Source organism: Brevibacillus brevis (assembly GCF_001039275.2).
GTDB classification, from domain to species: domain Bacteria; phylum Bacillota; class Bacilli; order Brevibacillales; family Brevibacillaceae; genus Brevibacillus; species Brevibacillus brevis_C.
This window is the reverse complement of record NZ_CP030117.1, coordinates 2,526,595-2,544,184: the sequence shown is the minus strand read 5'-3', so window position 1 is coordinate 2,544,184 and position 17,590 is coordinate 2,526,595. Positions and strand designations below refer to the sequence as shown.

The window sequence follows — 17,590 nt, the reverse complement described above, 5'->3', positions numbered from 1 at the left end:
CTCCTCCTTTGGTTACGCATCCATCATCTGCAAAAGATGTGTTTCCCGATCTTTTTGACCTGCGGCCTGGTCCAAATCCAACCGGATGTTGCTGTATCTGGATTAAAATAGTACGTGCACCCTCCTGTCGGATCCCAGCCGTTTAGTGCATTCTTCACTGCTTTCGTCGCGCTTTCATTCGGTGTAAGCCATATTTGACCATCAGCAACTGCTGTAAAAGCGCGTGGTTCAAATATCACAGCCGAGGGTGTATCAGGAAACGTAGGGCTCTTGACGCGGTTCAAAATAACGGCTGCGACAGCTACTTGCCCTTCAAACGGCTCTCCTCTCGCCTCCCCGTAAACAGCATTCGCCATGATTTTCAAATCATTGTCAGAAACCCGCGAAGGATGAAAGCTGGCTTTGGTTTTGGCCGTATTTTTCTTTGCTGCAGGTGCAGCTATCTGCTCTTCTTGTACGGCGGCTACATTCTTTTCTTTCCAGACAACCTTGTATCCACTCAAGCCCACTGCTACCAACATCACCAACACACCTGCGATCCAGATTGTACGCACGGCTGAATCCTCCTTGGCATGTATTGAAATCTTTGCATAGTGTTGGTGGAGGAAGAATGGATTATGCATGTAAATCTGGATATAGAAAAAGACCGATGCTATTTGCATCGGCCCACCTAGATTTGTTACGCTTTTTCAGTTGGGAAAGGAAAAGATCAGGACTCGTCAATCCGAAAATGCTTATCGTTGTCACACAGGCATTGCTTGAACCCTGTTTCTATTTGCCCTCCAGGTTCTCGATGACCACGCAGTGTAAACTTTTCTCCACATACATTGCATTGAATTGTCACTTTTGCTCGTTCGGTTTTTAGCACGTACGTCTCCTCCTTACCGTCTATTGTGGACGTGAAGAGAGATTTTTAGAACCGAAATCGTGTGCTCTTTGTACCTTTTTTAAGCCCTGCCACCACAAGACGAGCATGAATGGCACAATCACTACCAACCAGTTTTGCACTGCCAAAAAAATCACGTTGTACAGGGCATGCAAGGCAATCGGCAAGGTAATCGACATCCATAAAAAAAGCCGCTCATGTTTGGCGTCCTTGGAAAACTTGGCCCGTCCGAGATAATAGCCCATCCACACTGCAAACAACGCATGGCTGGATACCGGCAGAAAAGCTCGCCAGATGGCGATATTCGTTCCGTTGATAATAAGGTAGAACAAATTCTCCAACGTAGCAAAACCAAGTGACACCGCAACCGCATAAACAATACCATCGTATGGCTCATCAAATTCCAAATGTTTATAAACCGTAAAATAGATGACCATCCATTTAAAAAATTCTTCCACGACAGCGGATTGGAAAACTTCCGCGACAATGCCATCCCGCCAGTTCCATTCATTCTGCATGATGTACTGGAGCACCATAATCGGTACGACCAGCAGCATACCAAAGATAAACGACCGGATCACCATCGAAATCGGTTCCGGTTCGAGACTGTCACGCAGGTAAAAGTAACTTAAGATGGCGATACCGGGGGCAACTGCCGCGCCGATCAAAGCAATCATCTTTTATTACTCCTTTACACAAGACTATTGTTCATCGTACCATGAATACTGGTTGATGAAAACCCGCTACAGGAGAGAGATCATGTCAAAAAAAATTTTGGTAGTGAATACAGGCGGCACGATTGCCATGTCTGTCGATGACTCAGAAGGCGTAAAGCCATTGGATGATCAAGCAGTCAACAAAATTCTTCCTTTTTTAGAAAAATACGCGGAAGTCACCATGAAAAATGTACTCAACCTGCCTAGCCCTCACATGACACCTGCGATCATGAATCAACTGCGACTCGATATTGAGGAAGCCTTTCAACATGATCACTACGATGGCATTGTCATTACGCATGGGACTGATACGTTGGAAGAGACCGCATACTTTCTCGACTTGACTTTATCGGTTCACGTCCCGATTGTCGTTACCGGAGCCATGCGCAGCAGCAATGAGCTCGGGGCTGATGGTCCGGTCAATCTTATTTCTTCCGTTCGTGCAGCCGCTGACCCCGCAAGCCTGAACAAAGGCGTTATCGTTGTTTTTAATGACGAAATTCACGCAGCACGTCACGTAACCAAGACACATACAAGCAATGTCGCTACCTTCCAATCCCCACAATACGGTCCGATTGGAACCATTGCCAAAAAAAGTGTGCAGTATCACCATTCTCCATTGGATCGTGAGCACTATGCGATTTCCAATGCTGATGCGAATGTTCCTTTGATCAAAGCCGTTGCAGGCATGGACCCTTCCTGGCTTCAATTTTTGCTGGAGCAATCGATTGACGGACTGGTTGTAGAGGCGTTTGGTTTAGGAAATCTTCCTCCCGCTATCATCCCTACCCTGCAGCAACTACTCGACAAAGGCGTTCCCATCGTGCTTGTCTCCCGCTGCTACAACGGCCAGGTGCAGGATATCTATGATTACGAGGGTGGAGGCCGCAAGCTAAAAGAGATGGGCATCATCTTCTCCAATGGCTTAAATGGGCAAAAGGCTCGTCTCAAGTTAATTGTAACACTGCAAAAAACGCGGACTTTCAAAGAGCTACAGCTGTTGTTCGACCAGTAAATCATATGACTTAAGCCTCCTGGTTCTTCAGGAGGTTTTTTTATCTTTGGAAACACTTTGTACGATGCTGTTGTGGTGGGGAGGAAACAGGAGAAAACGCTCAGATTCTAGGGCCACCCGCTGTGGGATTGACTGTACGACTCCATGCAAAAAGCGAAACCGCGTCCAAAGTTGTCCCATCAGGATGTGTTTCAGAGGTGGACGCTTAAAGGCGTGTTTCGTTTTTTGCATTGCGTCTCGGTCGGTGTCCCTAAGATCTTCGCTTATTTCTCCTGTTTCCTCTACGAGCTTCCCATGTTTAACCGAGTTTTAAATGCCTTAAAAGATTGAAGAATGTGATCCGTTACGCTAGAGAAGAATATTTCCAGGCGTAGCGACTTGTGGAGTCCTACCAAGCGGAGAAGGGATTCGCGGGCAAAAGAAACGCAACCGTGCTCCTACCTCGAAGCGGCTACCACTTTTGCGTTTCCCCGCGAATCCCTTCGGAGCGGACAGTCTCAACCCCCAGCAGGACGAAGCCTGGAGCCTAGCCTGGAAATATTCTTCTCTACACCACAGCCACATCCCGCGCCCCAATAAAAAAGGCCCCGCCAAAACGGCGAAGCCATGTTTTCTCAATATATGGAGGGTTGTTTGAAAAATTATACCCAACCGCGGAAGCGAGAAGCCTCAGCCATTTTGCGGGCACCAACCATGTAAGCAGACAGACGCATGTCAATGCGACGAGTTTGAGACATGGAGTATACATTTTCAAACGAACGAACCATTACTTTTTCCAGCTTCTCTTCTACTTCTTCTTCAGACCAGTAGTAGCCTTGGTTGTTTTGTACCCACTCGAAGTAGGAAACAGTCACACCACCAGCACTAGCAAGTACGTCTGGAACCAGAAGAATTCCACGCTCAGTCAAAATCTTGGTCGCTTCCAGTGTAGTTGGGCCGTTTGCCGCTTCTACTACGATTGACGCCTTGATGTTGTGAGCATTTGCAGCTGTAATTTGGTTTTCGATTGCTGCCGGAACCAAAATGTCGCATTCCAGTTCAAGAAGCTCTTTGTTGGAAATCGTGTTGTTGAACAGTTTTGTAACTGTACCAAAGGAATCACGACGATCCAACAAGTAGTCGATATCCAAACCGTTTGGATCATGCAGCGCACCGTATGCATCAGAGATACCTACAACTTTAGCGCCTGCATCATGCATGAATTTTGCCAAGTAGCTACCAGCGTTACCAAAGCCTTGTACAACTACGCGAGCACCTTTTACGTCGATGTTGCGACGCTTTGCTGCTTCACGGATGCAAATGGTTACACCTTTTGCAGTAGCTGTTTCGCGGCCATGGGAACCACCCAGCGCAATTGGTTTACCCGTAATGAAACCAGGCGAGTCAAATTCACGGATACGGCTATATTCGTCCATCATCCATGCCATGATCTGTGAGTTCGTAAAGACGTCCGGAGCCGGAATATCTTTAGTAGGGCCCACAAGCTGGCTGATTGCGCGAACGTAACCGCGGCTCAGTCTTTCCAATTCACGGAAGGACATTTCACGCGGGTCGCAAATGATACCGCCTTTACCACCGCCATATGGCAGATCGACGATACCTGCTTTGAGGCTCATCCAGATAGAAAGTGCTTTAACTTCATCCTCAGTAACTTCCGGGTGGAAACGAATGCCCCCCTTGGTCGGACCTACTGCATCGTTGTGCTGTGCACGATAGCCCGTAAATACCTTTACTTCGCCATTATCCATGCGAACCGGAATACGTACAGTCAAAACGCGTAGCGGTTCCTTCAAGAGTTCAAACATCGATTCTTGGTAACCTAGTTTCTCCAGTGCTTCCTTGATCACCGTTTGAGTTGAATGGAGCAAGTTCAATGATTCTTGCTTTTCTTTCCCTTCGGTGCTTTCGGTTACCACGTCTTGATTACCCATTACTTACCACCTCAAAAATGTTTTCGGTCAATGCCGCCTTTAGTATACACGCTTGTATCATTTATGAGAAGCTTAAAAATGTTTTTTTTCCATTTCGAAAACGTTTTCGTGCCTTGTTTTGCATAATCATTCAATTATTTACCAATCATTTCTGAAACCGCTTTTACAGGATGCATTTTTACAAACAGCTTCAAAAACGCGTCCCATCATGCTTATATTGTCCCCAAACTTGTTTCTTTCATTACGGAATTAGTGGATTTATGCCATAATGGAAAAAGTAAAGGTGGAAGTTTATTCATGGAGGTGTTTTTATGAAAAAAAAGTCTATTTTGTTTGTTTTTGCCCATCCCGATGACGAAACGTTTGCTTGTGGGATTTCCATTTCCAAATATAGTAAAACAAAAAAGGCCAGCACTCATTTATTGTGTGCAACAAAAGGGCAAGCAGGGAAAGCTGGTGAACCACCTTTATGCACACCGGAAGAACTCCCTCGTTTTCGCGAGCAAGAGCTTCGCGACGCTTGCGCCATACTCGGTTTCGATCAGGTAGAAGTCTGGGAATACCAGGATAAGTTCCTAAACACAGTGCCCGTAGATGAGCTTGTTACTCGAATCCACCAAGCCATTCAGCAGACTCAACCAGAGATCGTCGTCACGTTTGCACCACACGGCATCTCCGGACATCCTGACCATTTGGCGATTAGTCATGCTACCACTCAGGCTGTCCTTTCTTTAGGCCCAGATACGAGCGTGCGAAAGTTTTACTATGCAACTCGTTCATCCGAGGAAGGATTTGGTACGATAAAGCCTCCGTTTACGGATCCACTCGAGAGCATTACGACCATCATTCACGGTCCTGAATACATGCCACAAGTAGCAGATGCCTTGCGGGCGCACAGAACACAGCACCTATCAGTAGAGCGTGTTTTCCCAGGTGTAACAAAAGGCGAGCATTATTCTGTTCCGCCAAACAATCATTACATCTTGGCTTGGCACAGCCTTCCGAACTATACCATTCAGGGTAAAGAGGCTGATTTTTTTGATGGCCTAGCATAATCTGTACAGACAGCAACAGCACCTAGTTGGTTGACTAGGTGCTGTTTTATATTCCCAGACATTTCTTTTTCGATTACGTGAAATGCCTGCATATTTCTTTTACAGCATCGTCGGCAACGATCACTTTCCCGTATTCTTCCAACACATAAATCGTTATCGGCGTCGCTTCTCCGTACTCAGAGAGGATCGCAATTAACTTGTGATAACGCTCCTGATCCAAGTCGACTTCCTCCAGCACCAGGTGATATTTTCCCTGGTAGAAGTAGGCAGCTCCGCCATTGGTCAAAAGGGCGTTAATGCGATGGGCGGCTTCAACCATATGCTCAAAGTCCCGGAAGGCATACATGATCAAGTCGCTTTCTTCCAATGTGACCTCTAGCTCGTATACATCCTCGTCTTCGAATTCTTCCTCTTTGCCGTCCTTTGAGCCCGTCTTGCCACGTGTTACGATTACGACCATTCCCTGAGCTGGCAAGGCGAACACTTCAACTGCAACAGGCCCTGATACCTCAAACCCTAATTCGTGATAAGCCTGTTCCATCATGTCGTTGAACAGTTCATGAACTTTAGGAATGTCACGCCACATGTCTTCTTTTTCTATCCCGCGCTCTGAGAGGTCGTCAAAAGTTAAAAAGATTCGTATTTTATCTTGACCAAGGCGTTCAACACGCATGACTGTCCCTCCTCGCCATCCAGTCGTACTACAAAATATGATGGTAAGCCTGTAAGAGTTCTCCACATTCTCCGGCGAATACCTGTTGGCATTCATCCATTTTTTGATGGACTGGAAAATACGGGGTAGTCCTATCATATCACATTTAGTTACTGGAACAAAGCTACCATGACACCTACGCAACATTCGCCTATCAATGTCGAATCAACTCAAGAAAAAAGAAACTTTGTTGTTGCCTGTCATTTCCTGCGCTTTCCCAGGAAAAGTTCCCCTTCATGCTTCTTCTTATGTATTTATATTTGGCTCTGCTAGTTCGGGTTCCTTCTCATTCATAAAGGTTTGTACATGAAAAAACGCCCAGAATCAGGCGTTTTTCTAGGTCTCATATTCACGCAGTCGCTTTTGAATCCAAATAGCCGCCTGTGTTCCATCCCCCATGGCAATCGACACTTGTTGAGAATGCTCATTAATATCGCCAACAGCCCATATGTTGGGATGATCAGTTTCTTTTGTTCGTGGATTCGAATGGATGTGGCCCTTTTCATGAATTTGCACGGAAAAACCACGCAAAAGCTCTGTCAAAGCGTGAGCACCCGGAAAGGCAAGAAATGCTCTTTCAGCATACAAGCGTTCGCCTGATGAGAACTCGATTTCTTGCAATTGTCCACCTGTATGATGAAGGGTACATACTTTTTCCTCTCGATATATAATCCCTCGCTGGCTCAGTCCAGAGACAACCTGCATATCCACCTGCACCTGTGCATGGTTAATGACTGTTAAGCTGTTTGTATAATAAATAAGTTCGTCTGCCATCGAAACAGCGTGCAGGCCTGCTCCAATGATTGCCGTGTCTTTCCCGACTGTTTCATAGCCGTCACAGTCGGGACACAAGAAAATCGATATTCCTACACAATCGGAGAAGCCAGGGATTGTTGGAAACGGGTCGCGAATGCCGGTGGCCAATACCAGCGTTCGCGAAGTAAGCGTATGTATGCTACTTTTCGTACCTATCGTAAATAAGCCGCTTGAGTCAGTAGCAAGCTTTGTTACCTCATCTGTTATCAAGATTGCGCCGTATTTTTGTGCTTGTTCCCTGCCCGCTTGACGCAAAAAATCGCCACTAACCCCCTCCGAAAATCCGAGAATGTTTCGGTAGGCTTTGGCGACTGTTGATCGACCACCCGGCATGTCAATGACTGCTACGCGTCGAAGGCATCTAGCTAGTTGGATTGCAGTTTGAAGCCCTGCAATCCCGCCGCCGACAATGACCGTATCATACTCCACTTACATCCACCTGCTTATCTTTTTCCCGATAGCATTGCCAGTGGAGCACGATCTCATTACTGAACGAGGGGAACCCATACAATTTTTCCTTCAACAAGCCCTGCTTCTGAATGAAGTCCGTTATATCTTGCGATTCTTCCTACGTTCGAATTATTACCATAGTACTTTCGTGACAGCATAAACAACGTTTCACCCTTCTTCACCACATGCTTGACGACCTTCGATTTTGGTGTAGGCGGTGTTGAAGCTTGTTTGCCTGGTGTAGCTACTTTACTAGTAGAAGTTTGGGCTGGGACTGTGCTCACAGCAGGTGTCTGTACGCTTGTGGTCGCCTTTACTACAGGCTCAACTGGTTTTGATTCGGTCGTTTTCGCCTTGGCAGGTGGGTTGGTCACGCTTGCATTCGGATCAGGGGTAGCAGCAAGAACGACGGATACAGGCTCCTTTTCTCCTGCCTTGCTTCCTGGTGCAATCGTACTCGCTTTACTAACTTCTTTCACTTCAACACTACCAGAAGCGGCTGACTCGTGTAAGACATTGGCCCTGTACAACTCAAGACCAATCAACCCGAAAAATACGAATCCAAACAAGTACAATCCCGGTTGAATCCACTTTTTAAACGAGAACGACGCTTTAGGGCGAGTATGTCGGGAGCGTCGGGGTGGTAATGGATTATGCTCGAGATTCACTCTTCCTCCCCCTTTTTCTTGATCGTTTTTTGTAAATAAAGTGCTAACATGACGTCAATAAGGATATGAGCCACAATCGAGGGCCAAAGGGACTGATAGTGGGAAAACAAGAGTCCCAAGATCCAGCTTGTACCAAATACACTTATGACCATAAGCGGTTTTTTCAAATAACGTATGTGGATCAGTGTAAAAATAAGGCTGCTCCAAAAATTCCCGGTAAGCGATTGAATGACTCCACGGAATAGCCATTCCTCTCCCACCCCTACTATCATACAGACGAGAATCGTAGTGGATGGTAACATGGCCCCAAAAACTTTCTCATTGATACTGCCATCATCTTGCCATCTCTTAGGCAAGTACCGATCCATTGCAATACTCGCGATAATAATACCTGCGGCTACAAACACGGCCCACAGCACGGCATTCCAGCCTGGCCATGTAAACAAGGACAGAGTAGCATCCCAGCCCAGCACCCATAAGCTACCGCCAGCAGCCACTGCCATCACGATTCCTTGTGTCAACCATAGATTCAGCCGAAGAGTGGCTTCATCCACCTCTAGCCGATCTTCCCTCACTTGATGTTTCGCTCCTTTATTTGTTCGGCAAAAGAGTGTCTAACGCCTGCCGCAAATTCCATTTGATTTGTTCATTCTTAGCGATTGCATTATCATTCGTTTGGAAATATGCATCCTTAGTTAGACCACATTTCTTACAGCAGTACAGATCATATTGATGATCATCTTCTTTGAAATACGTATTGATGCTCACACGCAAACAGTTTTCTCCTCTTACGTAAGACACCATTTCTGCCAGCTTTTTTTGCTTAAAGCTTTTTCTTTTTTCCGTTTCCTGCCAAATGATTTGTGCCTTCGGATACGATTCTCCCGCAGCGGCAGCTTCGTATGAGGCCAGCACTCTTTCCGCATAAAAGGCAAGGAGTGCTCCCATTTCTTCGGATATGTCCATCATCGCCAAGGCCTCGTTCGTCAAGGGTACTCCGGTTTTGCATAACTGCTCATATTTTTGAACTTGCGCTTGTGTCGGGTACTCCTTCTCCAGCATGTGCTGATGAATCTGCCAATCGTCCCACGAAAATAAAAGTAGCGCATACCCAGGCTTGCCGTCACGGCCGATCCGCCCGATTTCTTGTGCGTATGCCTCCAAACTAGCTGGCATTTGATAATGGATGACGTAGCGAATATCTGGCTTGTCGATTCCCATCCCAAACGCATTCGTTGCAATAATAACATCCAGCTCTCCCGCGAGAAATTGGGATTGGATCAGCATTCTCTCCATGCTGTTCATGCCACCGTGGTAGCCGTGCACACGCTTTTTCCCATCGAGTTGATAAGAGGCTGCCAATACATCTACCGCTTGTCGCGTGCTGCAGTAAACGATCCCAGGGCCCTGCAAACGATCCATCTGATCAAATACATACGAACGCCTGTCACTTTCCTCCGCAACTTCAACCAGATCATAGGCGATATTCGCCCGATTAAGAGACTGCAATACGATGTCTTCTTTTTCAATAGAAAATAAGCTGCAAATTTCTTCACGAACAGTCGCCGTAGCGGTTGCCGTCACAGCCAGAACAGGAGGTGCTCCCAATTGTTTCACGACTTTTGGCAATCGCAAGTAATCTGTGCGAAAATCATGTCCCCATTGCGAGATGCAATGCGCTTCATCAATAGCGATCAGAGACACCCTCGCCCGCTTTAACACTTGTTGGACGTAGGGCTGTTGAAGCTTTTCCGGAGAAACATATAACAGCTTGTACGCACCTTCTGAGAGCCCTTTTAAGATTTCGCGGGACTCAGTCGGTTCCTGCATGCTGTTCAAATAGGTAGCTGGAATTTTTTTTCGTGCTCGAAGCTGCTGCACCTGATCGACCATCAAAGAGATCAACGGGGAAACCACGACGGTGAGACCCGGCAAAAGCATTGCTGGCAGCTGATACGTCACTGATTTCCCGCCACCTGTTGCTAATAACCCGAGAACACTTCGTCCATGCAATAGACGTTCAATAATGGACTCCTGACCGGGGCGGAATGAGTCGTATCCAAAATGCAGCTTTAATCTGTCGTACATGAGCTGTTTATTCATTTTGTCCCCCTTGTCGCTCGTGCCAATGCCAATCGGATTTGCAAATACGTTACGGACGCTTCCAATTGATCCTTGATGAGCCGGAGTCTGCTTGTATCGAGGCGCTCACTCGTCTCCACGATCTCTTTTGCCAGCTCATTCGGCAAATATGTTGTCATGTCCCATTCCGGACAGCGCAAGGCAATCTCTACCAAATGATCTTCTATCGTGCTTTCTTTCATTTGTCGTTTCTTCGCTATTTCTTTTTTGTCACAGCCAGTCTGAAGCAGTGCGTACGTTCGAGCAGCACTTTCGGTTAGACGTGGATCAAGCTTATGTGATTCTGTAACAAGTTTTGATAAAAGAGGATAATGATTGCTCTCCGCAAGCAGCGTCTGAATCGACGCGGCAAGCCCGTATCGAAATTGCAGCGTGAGATAGCTACGACTCGTTTGGCGAATCTCTGCTACTTGTCCCATGGTCTTGCCGACTTGGCCTGCTCCTGACAGTTGACAAAACAAAAGCTCCTGCACACTTTCATCCAAAGGCTCCCACAGTCGATACAGCTCGTCAGACAATTGCTGTTTCCAGGCGATTCGCATAGCCCCATCAGCCAATTGATTTTTTACCCAACGCTGTGTCGTCTTGTCCGAAACGACCGGAATGAACCCAAGATCACCATGCTGCATTTGCGAGATCGTCTGCACCATAAGATGAAGCCTGCTCCAAAATGGCTCGATTCTCTCCGCCAAGTCAGACTGGGTAAAAGGTGCGAACCATCTATCAAAGCGATATTTTTGGTACGTATGTTTGGCATGCTCCAATCCTGTATCAGAAAAGGTAAACGTCGGCTTCGAGTTCGTTCCACCTGCATCAACAGGTAAAATCCAGCCCGCCTGAAATAAAGTTGAAACTATTTTCTCCCAATCCTCTCTTGGAAAACGAGAAAACATCCGATAATACGGATAAAGGGTATACAAATGTACATCTTGCAGTGTCTGATTGGCTTTTCTGCCACGCAGTATGTAGTAGGCTGATTGCAGCGTTCGTTCATTGGCCAGAGGTAACATGGCATTCAAGGCGACCGCACATAAAAGGTCCTGCTCCTCTGCCGCACTGTTCCGACTGTTCATTGGTACTCCTTACATCATTCTATATTTTTCAACGCTCAAAGTAAGCGAAGTAAACTGCATCATTGTATTTGGAGGATAGTATGACAAAACGATTGAAAAGAACTGAATTTATGATGGCGTACATGATCATCATAACACTTGCATGCACAGTTGGTGGATTTTTTTTCGGGGCCCATTATATGAAGACACAATTGGAATCGGAACAAGCCGCCGTACTCGAAGCAGAGAAAAAGGAAGCCGAAAAAGAAAAACTGCTGCGTGAGCAAAAGCTGTACAACGAACAGGACTTTATCCGATTTTACTATGCCGTTTATGCACCGCTGCTTGATCTGAAACAAGCACATTTTGATACGATGGATAAATGGAATCAAATGAATGAAAATGAACGGACGGATGGCTTGAAGCAACTCAGCAAATTGGCTGAACAGACAAGGAAAGAGCTGGAGAAAAACGTTCCTTTGCCGACGTCACCCATGCTGAGACAAGCTCATGCCACTTTTACGAACAGTGTACGGGCGTATTTGGATAGTATGGAGCAGATTCGTTCCGATCAAAATAATGCTACGCCTGCTTCCATTGGGGCTAGCCTGACACTTTTTCAAAATAATTGGCTAACCGCACAGGAAATGGTCTATCACTCCATTGCTTCATGGGAATCGGCATATGTGGTGAAGCAAGCCATGCCGAAGCAATTACCTGGAGCCGTTAACACCGCGCAGTGGAAGCAGTATCCGTTCCATTACCGCACCTATCTCGCAGCTGTGGCCATGTCGGCAAGCAATCAATGGAGCAGCTATAATCCTGAGGACCTGACTGCAAGACTTGATTTACTCATCGCATCTAACGAAGTTCAAGCACTAGGAATCAAGGATTTAGCCGCTGCCGTAAAGATTTTGAACGCGACAGATGCAGTATCTGCGGGAGATTTTAAACGCTTAAATACACAGCTCTACTCCGTGTTGAAGGCACCTGAAATCCCTCTTTATAAGTAGTCGTACATTTTTAGACTGATTCAATCTTGAAATCTTGTCACCAAGAGCATACAATGATCTATGATAGTGGACGTACCACTTCGGTATGGGAGGTGAAACCACGATGACTACATGGGTAGATAAAGATACTTGTATTGCTTGCGGTGCTTGTGGCGCCACGGCTCCTGACGTATTTGATTACGACGATGAGGGCCTTGCGTTCAACAAGTTGGATGACAATGCTAACAGCGTTGAAATCCCGGATATCCTGCATGACGATGTTCGTGATGCTGCTGAAGGATGCCCGACCGACTCTATTAAAGTGGAATAGTATTCCATCTACTAATGGAAGAGACCTCTTACGTACTCCGGTATGTAAGAGGTTTTTCATTATGCTCTCCTCTCCTCCTCTGAACGAATGATCGACAATTTCCCGTTCTTTCTTTTGAGATTTTTCGGTAAGATAAAAACAACAGCAAAAACCGAACATTAAAACGCGTTTTTTCCATTTTTTGTGATGTCAATATCTTAATGTTCGTGTTTTGGTCATTTTTATACTGTTTTCAACATGAATTAGAGTATTATTCACGAACGATAACCGTTTTAAAATAATTAATGTTCATTTTTTCTCGTTTTTCTTCTTGACGGTGTTATTTTGACGTGATATCGTAAGTACAAATCTTACGAAACACCTTATAAAACAACGGCGTTGACGAAGAAACGCTGTGATCGAGAAATCCCCAGAGAGCCGATGGTTGCTGCGAATCGGCGTTTTCTCCCACGGTTAAGCACTTCTGAGCTGCTGCGTTGAAAAGAGGGTTCACCATCCCAGTAGACGCAAACGGTAGATCCGTTATCTCTTTTAGGTCATGTACCTACCAAGGCTCTTTTTTGAGAAAAAAGGAGCGAATGAGGGTGGCACCGCGAAGCAAAGCCTCTCGTCCCTCACTGTTCTGTAATAGGAGCAGTGTGAGAACGGGAGGTTTTTTTGATATGCACATATATAGGAGGAGAAAACCATGTTTGCAGACAAAATGATCTTGAGAATCCCTGGTCCTACACCCATTCCACCACGTGTTCAAACAGCAATGAGCCAACCGATGATTGGACACCGCAGCGGCAAGTTCTCCGCTCTTTTCGCCCGTACTGCTGAAAGATTGAAGCCTTACTTTGGTACCAAGCAGGACGTATACATCTTGGCAGGTAGTGGAACGAGTGCACTGGAGATGGGCGTCGTAAATACGCTCCAACCAGGCGATGAAGCTGCCGTCCTCGTTAGCGGTGCATTTGGTGAGCGCTTTGCAAAAATTTGCGAGCGTTATGGTATCATCGCCCATCGGTTAGAAGTCCCTTGGGGAAACGCCGTAACACCTGACCTGGTTGAAACATTCCTGCAAAAAAAACCGCAAGTAAAAGCCGTATTCGCCACCTACTGTGAAACATCCACTGGGGTAGAAAATCCGATTGCTGACTTGGCGAAAACAATCCGTACACATTCGGACGCCCTCTTCATTGTCGATGCAGTAAGCAACCTCGGTGCGGTTCCATGCGAAATGGACGCTTGGGGTGTCGATATCGTGGTAACCGGCTCGCAAAAAGCTTTCATGCTGCCAACAGGCCTTGCCTTCCTCGCTGCAAGTGAACGCGCATGGCAAGTGATTGAGCAAAACAAATCGCTCGCCTTCTATTTGGACCTGAAAGCATACCGCAAGAGCCTGGCAGAGCAAACAACTCCGTATACGCCCGCTGTATCCCTCATTTTCGGTCTCGCCGAAGTATTGGATATGATGGAGGAAGAAGGCTTGCCAGCTATCGTAAAGCGCCATGAACTGATGAGAGACATGACTCGCGCAGCGATGAGGGCATTAAACATCAAACTGATGGCCGAAGATCAGTACGCATCGACAACCGTTACTTCTTGCGATCCTGAGGGTGTCTTTCATGCAGAAGCTCTCCGCAAAATGTTAACGCAGCAATTCAACATCACGATTGCTGGTGGCCAGCAGCACCTGAAAGGCAAAATTTTCCGCATCGGGCATATGGGGTATTGCGAGCCATTGGATGTCCTGCAAGTCATTTCCGCCATCGAATTGTCGCTTCACCAAATCGGTGCCCCAGTTGAGCTGGGTGCTGGTGTAAAAGCTGCTCAGGAGGTGCTCATTGCACATGTATAAAGTACTTATTACCGACCCACTTAGCGAATTTGGAATTCAACAGCTCTTGGACGCTTCTGATGTAGAAGTTGTTCGTCAAACAAACCTCTCCCCTGCCGAACTGATCGATGTGATTGGCGATTACGATGCACTCCTCGTACGCAGCCAAACCCAGGTAACAGCAGAAGTACTCGCTGCCGGCAAAAAGCTGAAGGCAGTCGGCCGTGCAGGTGTTGGGGTCGATAACATTGATATCAACGCTGCCACCCAAGCAGGTATTCCCGTCATCAACGCTCCAGATGGCAACACCATCTCTACTGCGGAGCATTCGTTTGCCATGCTGATGGCTGTCGCTCGTAACATCCCTCAAGCTCACAAGAAGCTGGTAGACGGTACATGGGATCGCAAAAGCTTCCAAGGGGTTGAGCTGAACAACAAGGTACTGGGAGTCATCGGTATGGGCCGTATTGGTTCAGAGGTTGCGAAGCGTGCAAAAGCATTTGGTATGTCCGTCATGGGCTTCGATCCTTTCATGACCGAGGAACGTGCAGAAAAGATGGGTGTAACCAACGCAACTGTCGACGAAATTTGCCGCAAAGCAGATTTTATTACCGTCCATACTCCGCTGACAAAAGAAACCCGCCATATCATCAGCACGCGTGAATTCGCGAAAATGAAAGATGGCGTTCGCTTGATCAACTGCGCTCGTGGGGGAATCATTGACGAGAAAGCTCTCTACGAGGCGATTACCGCAGGAAAAGTCGCAGGAGCAGCTCTGGATGTCTTTGAAGAAGAACCACCAGTAGACAACCCTCTCGTCGGTCTGCCACAGGTAGTAACGACTCCACATCTGGGAGCTTCGACCATTGAAGCACAGGAAAACGTGGCCGTAGACGTATCGGAAGAAATCCTGAAAGTTCTACGTGACGAGCCATTCAAAAACGCCGTGAATTTGCCTTCGATCCCTGCACACGTTATGGAAAAAGTCCAACCGTACTTTACGTTGGGTGAAAAGCTGGGCCACTTCCTTGCCCAAGTGACAGTAGGTTCCATTTCGGAGATTTCGATTAAATATAGCGGTGAGTTGACGGATGTAGACACGTCCCCGCTGACTCGCACAGTCCTCAAAGGCGTGCTGTCCTTCCGTTTGGGCGAGGAAGTCAACTATGTGAATGCCCCGATTCTAGCAAAAGTGCGCGACATAACCGTAACAGAGCAAAAGGCAGCACAAAACAAAGGCTTTACGAACTTACTGACCGTTAGCTTAAAAACGACGCAAGAGACACGCACAGTGGCTGGAACGCGACTCAATGGTTACGGTGCGCGTATTGTGAAAATTGACGACTTTGCGATTGACGTAGCGCCGGAGGGCTACCTCCTCTACATTCACCATAATGACCGTCCAGGTGTGATCGGGCGTGTCGGTTCCATCTTGGGTGAAAACAGCGTGAACATCGCAACGATGCAGGTAGGACGCCGTGATATTGGTGGAGACGCGATCATGATGCTCTCTGTCGACAAACCATTGACGCCAGAGCTTCTCGATACGATGGGCGAGCTAGCAGAAGTGAAAAGCGTTACACAAATCGAGCTGTAGGTTCTCCCTTCCGCACGAGAATAGACCTGGCCCTATGCCGGGTCTTTTTCTTTACCCTTATTTTGGTTAGAGCTATAATAGGACAAGATAATTCTACACACCAAGGAAGGAGCTTCTTATGACGAACCAGGCATTATTCGCTATTGGTATCTTTTTAGTTACCTATGCATTTATTATTAGCGAAAAGTTACATCGAACCATCGTCGCCATGTCTGGCGGAATTCTCATGGTCTTGTTCGGGATCGTTACACAAGAACAAGCAATTCACCATATCGACTTTAACACGCTCGGCCTACTTATTGGGATGATGATCTTGGTTGCCATTACGGCACAGACTGGTGTATTCAAGTATGTGGCCATCCGTGCGGCAAAGGTCGCAAAGGGTAAACCGATTCGCATCCTTGTTTACCTGAGCTTGATCACGGCCGTTGCCTCTGCCTTTTTGGACAACGTTACCACTGTACTTCTCATCGTACCTGTGACGTTTAGCATCGCCCGCCAGCTTGAGCTTAATCCGATTCCTTTTTTAATCAGTGAAATTATCGCTTCTAATGCCGGAGGAACCGCTACGCTGATCGGTGACCCCCCGAATATCATGATTGGCAGCTCTGTACCGGAGCTTGATTTTATGAAATTTCTTGTGAATTTGAGCCCAATTATCATCGTGATTCTCGCTGTAACGGTTGTTTGCTTGGTCTTGATTTACCGTAAACAGCTAGTAACGTCACCTGATTTGAGTGCAAAAATCATGCAGTTAAATGAGCGCGATGAAATTACCGACAGCCGTTTATTGAAAAAGTCCTTGACCGTGATGGGATTGACCATTATTGGTTTCATGCTTCATGGGGCCCTTCATTTGGAGTCGGCAACGATCGCTTTAACTGGAGCTTTTCTTTTGCTCCTCCTTACTGGAGAGCATTATTTGGAAGACGCGATCAGCAAAGTCGAGTGGAATACGATTTTCTTCTTCATCGGTCTGTTTGTTCTCGTCTCTGGGTTAGTGGAAACAGGTGTGATCAAAAAGCTCGCAACGGAAGCGATGAATCTGACGGGTGGAGATCCATTGAATACCTCCCTGTTGATCCTCTGGTTGAGCGCAATCGCCTCTGCTTTTGTCGACAATATCCCGTTCGTTGCCACCATGATTCCGATGATCAAGGAAATGGGAGCTCTCGGGATCACCAACCTGGAGCCTCTTTGGTGGAGCCTTGCACTCGGGGCGTGTTTAGGAGGAAACGGGACCTTGATTGGAGCGAGTGCCAACGTGATTGTTGCTGGCTTAGCTGCAAAGGAAGGACATCATATCGGCTTTTTCAGCTTTATGAAGGTCGCCTTCCCGTTGATGATCCTGTCTATCTTGATTGCCCATGTCTACGTGTACCTGCGCTATTTTATTTAGTGAGGA

General features: G+C 46.8%; 17 protein-coding genes and 1 other annotated feature. Of the genes, 7 read left to right on the top strand and 10 right to left on the bottom strand.

Going from position 1 to position 17,590, the window contains the following annotated elements:
• Window positions 1-23: 23 nt before the first annotated feature.
• Genes AB432_RS12895 through prsW form a run of 3 tightly spaced genes read right to left on the bottom strand, consistent with a single transcriptional unit; the run spans window position 24 to window position 1,563 of the window.
• Window positions 24-662, bottom strand: a complete 639-nt coding sequence (locus AB432_RS12895; RefSeq protein WP_048032616.1) for a cell wall hydrolase — start codon at window positions 660-662, stop codon at window positions 24-26.
• A 47-nt stretch (window positions 663-709) separates the two neighbouring features.
• A complete protein-coding gene (locus AB432_RS30720) occupies window positions 710-868 on the bottom strand; it encodes a hypothetical protein (RefSeq protein ID WP_007716480.1) in 159 nt (52 codons plus the stop codon).
• 20 nt (window positions 869-888) lie between these two features.
• Window positions 889-1,563, bottom strand: a complete 675-nt coding sequence (gene prsW / locus AB432_RS12890) for a glutamic-type intramembrane protease PrsW (RefSeq protein WP_048032615.1) — start codon at window positions 1,561-1,563, stop codon at window positions 889-891.
• 82 nt (window positions 1,564-1,645) lie between these two features.
• Here prsW and AB432_RS12885 point away from each other — a divergent pair, with 82 nt between their 5' ends.
• Window positions 1,646-2,617: an asparaginase gene (locus tag AB432_RS12885; RefSeq protein ID WP_048032614.1), complete on the top strand. Its 972-nt coding sequence runs from the start codon at window positions 1,646-1,648 to the stop codon at window positions 2,615-2,617.
• A gap of 641 nt (window positions 2,618-3,258) precedes the next feature.
• Here AB432_RS12885 and AB432_RS12875 read toward each other — a convergent pair.
• The gene (locus tag AB432_RS12875) at window positions 3,259-4,548 is read right to left on the bottom strand and encodes a Glu/Leu/Phe/Val family dehydrogenase (RefSeq protein ID WP_048032613.1); all 1,290 of its coding nucleotides are present in this window, start codon (window positions 4,546-4,548) and stop codon (window positions 3,259-3,261) included.
• Between the two features lie 311 nt (window positions 4,549-4,859).
• On the opposite strand from AB432_RS12875, the gene AB432_RS12870 reads away from it, so the two are divergent.
• Entirely contained in the window at window positions 4,860-5,603 is a 744-nt protein-coding gene (locus AB432_RS12870; RefSeq protein ID WP_048032612.1) for a PIG-L deacetylase family protein, read from the top strand.
• A gap of 73 nt (window positions 5,604-5,676) precedes the next feature.
• On the opposite strand, the gene AB432_RS12865 is transcribed toward AB432_RS12870, so the two are convergent.
• The 6 genes from AB432_RS12865 to AB432_RS12840 all read right to left on the bottom strand — a co-directional run bounded on the left by AB432_RS12865 (window position 5,677) and on the right by AB432_RS12840 (window position 11,464).
• Complete coding sequence (locus tag AB432_RS12865; protein ID WP_007723994.1) at window positions 5,677-6,276, bottom strand: genetic competence negative regulator; 600 nt, start codon at window positions 6,274-6,276, stop codon at window positions 5,677-5,679.
• A 375-nt stretch (window positions 6,277-6,651) separates the two neighbouring features.
• Window positions 6,652-7,560: an NAD(P)/FAD-dependent oxidoreductase gene (locus AB432_RS12860; protein ID WP_048032611.1), complete on the bottom strand. Its 909-nt coding sequence runs from the start codon at window positions 7,558-7,560 to the stop codon at window positions 6,652-6,654.
• Window positions 7,561-7,616: 56 nt separating this feature from the next.
• Window positions 7,617-8,249 carry a LysM peptidoglycan-binding domain-containing protein gene (locus tag AB432_RS12855; RefSeq protein ID WP_048032610.1) on the bottom strand — a complete coding sequence of 211 codons (633 nt, stop codon included), beginning with the start codon at window positions 8,247-8,249 and terminating at the stop codon, window positions 7,617-7,619.
• Window positions 8,246-8,824, bottom strand: coding sequence for a CPBP family intramembrane glutamic endopeptidase (locus AB432_RS12850; RefSeq protein WP_048032609.1), 579 nt, complete (start codon window positions 8,822-8,824; stop codon window positions 8,246-8,248). The genes AB432_RS12855 and AB432_RS12850 overlap by 4 nt, the downstream gene beginning before the upstream one ends.
• Window positions 8,825-8,840: 16 nt before the next feature.
• Window positions 8,841-10,352: a RecQ family ATP-dependent DNA helicase gene (locus tag AB432_RS12845; protein ID WP_048032608.1), complete on the bottom strand. Its 1,512-nt coding sequence runs from the start codon at window positions 10,350-10,352 to the stop codon at window positions 8,841-8,843.
• Window positions 10,349-11,464 (bottom strand): YpbB family protein, encoded by a 1,116-nt coding sequence (locus AB432_RS12840; protein ID WP_048032607.1) that lies wholly within the window; start codon window positions 11,462-11,464, stop codon window positions 10,349-10,351. Before AB432_RS12840 ends, AB432_RS12845 begins: the two co-directional genes overlap by 4 nt.
• An 80-nt stretch (window positions 11,465-11,544) precedes the next feature.
• Between AB432_RS12840 and AB432_RS12835 the strand changes: the two genes are divergently transcribed.
• The 5 genes from AB432_RS12835 (at window position 11,545) to AB432_RS12815 (ending at window position 17,584) form a co-directional block, all read left to right on the top strand.
• The gene (locus tag AB432_RS12835; RefSeq protein ID WP_048032606.1) at window positions 11,545-12,456 is read left to right on the top strand and encodes a hypothetical protein; all 912 of its coding nucleotides are present in this window, start codon (window positions 11,545-11,547) and stop codon (window positions 12,454-12,456) included.
• Between the two features lie 103 nt (window positions 12,457-12,559).
• Window positions 12,560-12,766 carry a ferredoxin gene (locus AB432_RS12830; RefSeq protein WP_007724004.1) on the top strand — a complete coding sequence of 69 codons (207 nt, stop codon included), beginning with the start codon at window positions 12,560-12,562 and terminating at the stop codon, window positions 12,764-12,766.
• A gap of 369 nt (window positions 12,767-13,135) precedes the next feature.
• Window positions 13,136-13,384 (top strand) — a binding site (T-box leader).
• Between the two features lie 70 nt (window positions 13,385-13,454).
• Window positions 13,455-14,609, top strand: coding sequence for a pyridoxal-phosphate-dependent aminotransferase family protein (locus AB432_RS12825; RefSeq protein ID WP_048032605.1), 1,155 nt, complete (start codon window positions 13,455-13,457; stop codon window positions 14,607-14,609).
• Window positions 14,602-16,185, top strand: a complete 1,584-nt coding sequence (serA, locus tag AB432_RS12820; RefSeq protein WP_048032604.1) for a phosphoglycerate dehydrogenase — start codon at window positions 14,602-14,604, stop codon at window positions 16,183-16,185. The genes AB432_RS12825 and serA overlap by 8 nt, the downstream gene beginning before the upstream one ends.
• 118 nt (window positions 16,186-16,303) lie before the next feature.
• Entirely contained in the window at window positions 16,304-17,584 is a 1,281-nt protein-coding gene (locus AB432_RS12815; protein ID WP_048032603.1) for an ArsB/NhaD family transporter, read from the top strand.
• Window positions 17,585-17,590 lie beyond the last annotated feature (6 nt).